At 61.9% G+C, this 2,436-nt stretch carries 3 protein-coding genes; 2 read left to right on the top strand and 1 reads right to left on the bottom strand.

Annotated features, from left to right (window positions below; all coding sequences use genetic code 11):
* The first annotated feature begins 106 nt into the window (after positions 1-106).
* Together EN750_RS29360 and EN750_RS29365 are read left to right on the top strand one after the other, a co-directional pair.
* On the top strand, positions 107-1,105 hold the full coding sequence (locus EN750_RS29360; RefSeq protein WP_127398843.1) for a DUF1624 domain-containing protein: 999 nt from the start codon (positions 107-109) through the stop codon (positions 1,103-1,105).
* Entirely contained in the window at positions 1,102-1,578 is a 477-nt protein-coding gene (locus EN750_RS29365) for an isoprenylcysteine carboxylmethyltransferase family protein (RefSeq protein WP_127398844.1), read from the top strand. Before EN750_RS29360 ends, EN750_RS29365 begins: the two co-directional genes overlap by 4 nt.
* Before the next feature lie 306 nt (positions 1,579-1,884).
* Here the strand turns inward: EN750_RS29365 and EN750_RS29370 are convergent, their stop codons facing one another.
* On the bottom strand, positions 1,885-2,271 hold the full coding sequence (locus EN750_RS29370; RefSeq protein ID WP_023685221.1) for a MerR family DNA-binding transcriptional regulator: 387 nt from the start codon (positions 2,269-2,271) through the stop codon (positions 1,885-1,887).
* Between the last annotated feature and the right edge of the window lie 165 nt (positions 2,272-2,436).

Genomic DNA, 2,436 nt, shown 5'->3' on the forward strand with positions numbered 1-2,436 from the left:
GGCCCAATGCCGCGGCTGATCCGGGTTGTCGGCAGAGTTGCCGGTCTTCTTTTGTCCAGGGCAACCGTGATAGTCCTCCAGCGGGGCTGAATCAGAATGCGAGACCATGAGCATCCAAACGCCGACCGCACCCGTTCCGGATCGACCAAAGCGCATCGTCGCCATCGACATCGTGCGCGGCATCGCGCTGATCGCCATGGCGAGCTACCATTTCACTTGGGATCTGGAGTTCTTCGGCTACACCGATCCCGGCCTGACCGCCTTCGGCTGGTGGAAGATCTACGCGCGCTGCATCGCCTCGACCTTCCTGTTCCTGGTCGGCGTCAGCCTGTACCTCGCCCATGGCCGACAAATCCGCTGGAACGGCTTCTGGAAGCGGTTCGCCATGGTCGCGGGAGCCGCGATCGCGATATCGGTCGTCACCCGTATCGCCACGCCGGATGGATTCATCTTCTTCGGCATCTTGCACGAGATCGCGCTGGCCAGCCTGCTCGGCCTGGCCTTTCTGCGGCTGCCGGCACTGCTGACGCTTGTCGTCGCCGCGCTCGTCATCGCGGCGCCTGTCTATCTGCGCCTCGAGGCGTTCGATCACCCATGGCTGTGGTGGGTAGGCCTGTCGGCGAACAATCCGCGCTCCAACGACTACGTTCCGTTGTTTCCATGGTTCGGCGCCGCGCTTGCGGGCATCGCGGTGACGAAACTTGCCGCCGGTTCAGGCGTACTTGCCCGGCTTGCCGAATTGGCGCCCGGTCGCTGGGCCAACCCGCTGGTCTTTATCGGCCGGCACAGCCTGGCGTTCTACCTGATCCACCAGCCATTGCTGATCGGCTGCATGTGGCTGTTCTCGCAGATCATGCCGGCACAGGTCGAAACCCCGCAGGTGAATTTCCTCAAAACCTGCCAGCTGTCCTGCGAGCAGTCGCGCGACACCGAGTTCTGTACGAGCTACTGTGTCTGCATGCTCGATACGCTCGAGGGCGAGGCAACGCTTGATCGGCTCTACAACAACGACCAGACTGCGGAATGGAAGACGCATCTGTCCGATCTCGCCGGCATGTGTACCGCCAAGACCGACAGCAAGTTGATGGAGGAAGGGGTCAAATGACCGAGAACCAGCCTAAGCCGGGGCTCATACCGTGGCCGCCGCTGATCTACACCGCCGCCATCGCCATCAGCATCGCGCTGGGCCTGCTCTATCCCCTGCCCTGGATCGGTGACCTCCTGGGCGATATTCTTTTCGCCACCGGCTGGGTGGCGCTGTTTGCCGTCGCCGCGCTCTGGGTCACCGCGATCCGCACCATGGTCCGCGCCAAGACCACGCTGAACCCGAACGCTGTGCCCGATCACCTGGTCACCACGGGTCCCTTCGGCATCACCCGCAATCCGATGTATCTGGCCAACACCCTGCTGTTGATCGGGGTCGCCTTTGTCTCGGGCATCGTGTGGTTCCTGCCGCTCGCGTTCATCGCCGCCTATGTCACGCAAAAAATGGCGATCGAAGGCGAGGAAAAGGTGCTGGCGGCAAAATTCGGCAAGAAGTACCGCGACTACGCCAAACGCGTGCGCCGCTGGATCTGAGCTGGCGCCCCTGGTTTCCATCGCGGAGAGGTTTTGACAGGTGCACACTTCGGCGATTAGCGAACTTCGTCATCCTAGGGCGAAGCAGGAGCGCAGCTCCGTCGCGGAGACCCTAGGATCCATGCCGTGACCTCGGTCGAGGAGTGCAGCGGAGCAAAGTTCTGCGCCGTCGCGGTGCATTGCAGTCATGGCATGGATCCTAGGGTCTGCGCCGCGTCGCTACGCTCCTTGCTCCGCCCTAGGATGACGAAGGAATAGACGTCTCCGCTAATTCCGAACGCTAACGCGCGACAGAATCCAGTCCGCTCAGGTATTCACGCCAAGCTCAACCAGCCGCTCCACACAAGATTCCTCGGCCTGGTCGAGTTCAGCCAGCGTCTCCTCGAGATCGCGGCGCTTCTGCCGGAGATCCTCGCGCTTTTCCTCGATGCGCTTGATCATCAGGTTGAGCTGGCCGACTTCGCCGGGCGGCTCCTTGTACATCTGGATGATTTCGCGGATTTCGTTGATCGAGAAGCCAAGCCTCTTGCCGCGCATGATCTGACGGATGAGGTGCCGGTCGGAGGGGCGAAACAGACGCGTGCGGCCACGCCGCACCGGCTGCACCAGCCCTTCGTCCTCGTAAAAGCGAAGCGTCCGCGTCGACACGTCGAACTCGCGGGTCAACTCGGTGATCGAATAATATTCTCGCATTGCCACTCCCGCACGCCGAAACCAAGGGGCGATCGCCATGCCGGCGTCACCCTTATGTCCCGAACCAAAACCCGTGCCATGCCGGAATCGACATGGCGCCCCGCGCAAGCCTCGCACGGCATTTACGTAAAAGTCAATTAAGCCAAAAGGCGTGCCTTCAGGGCA

This window comes from Mesorhizobium sp. M7A.F.Ca.ET.027.03.2.1, from assembly GCF_003999175.1.
In the GTDB taxonomy this organism is placed as follows: domain Bacteria; phylum Pseudomonadota; class Alphaproteobacteria; order Rhizobiales; family Rhizobiaceae; genus Mesorhizobium.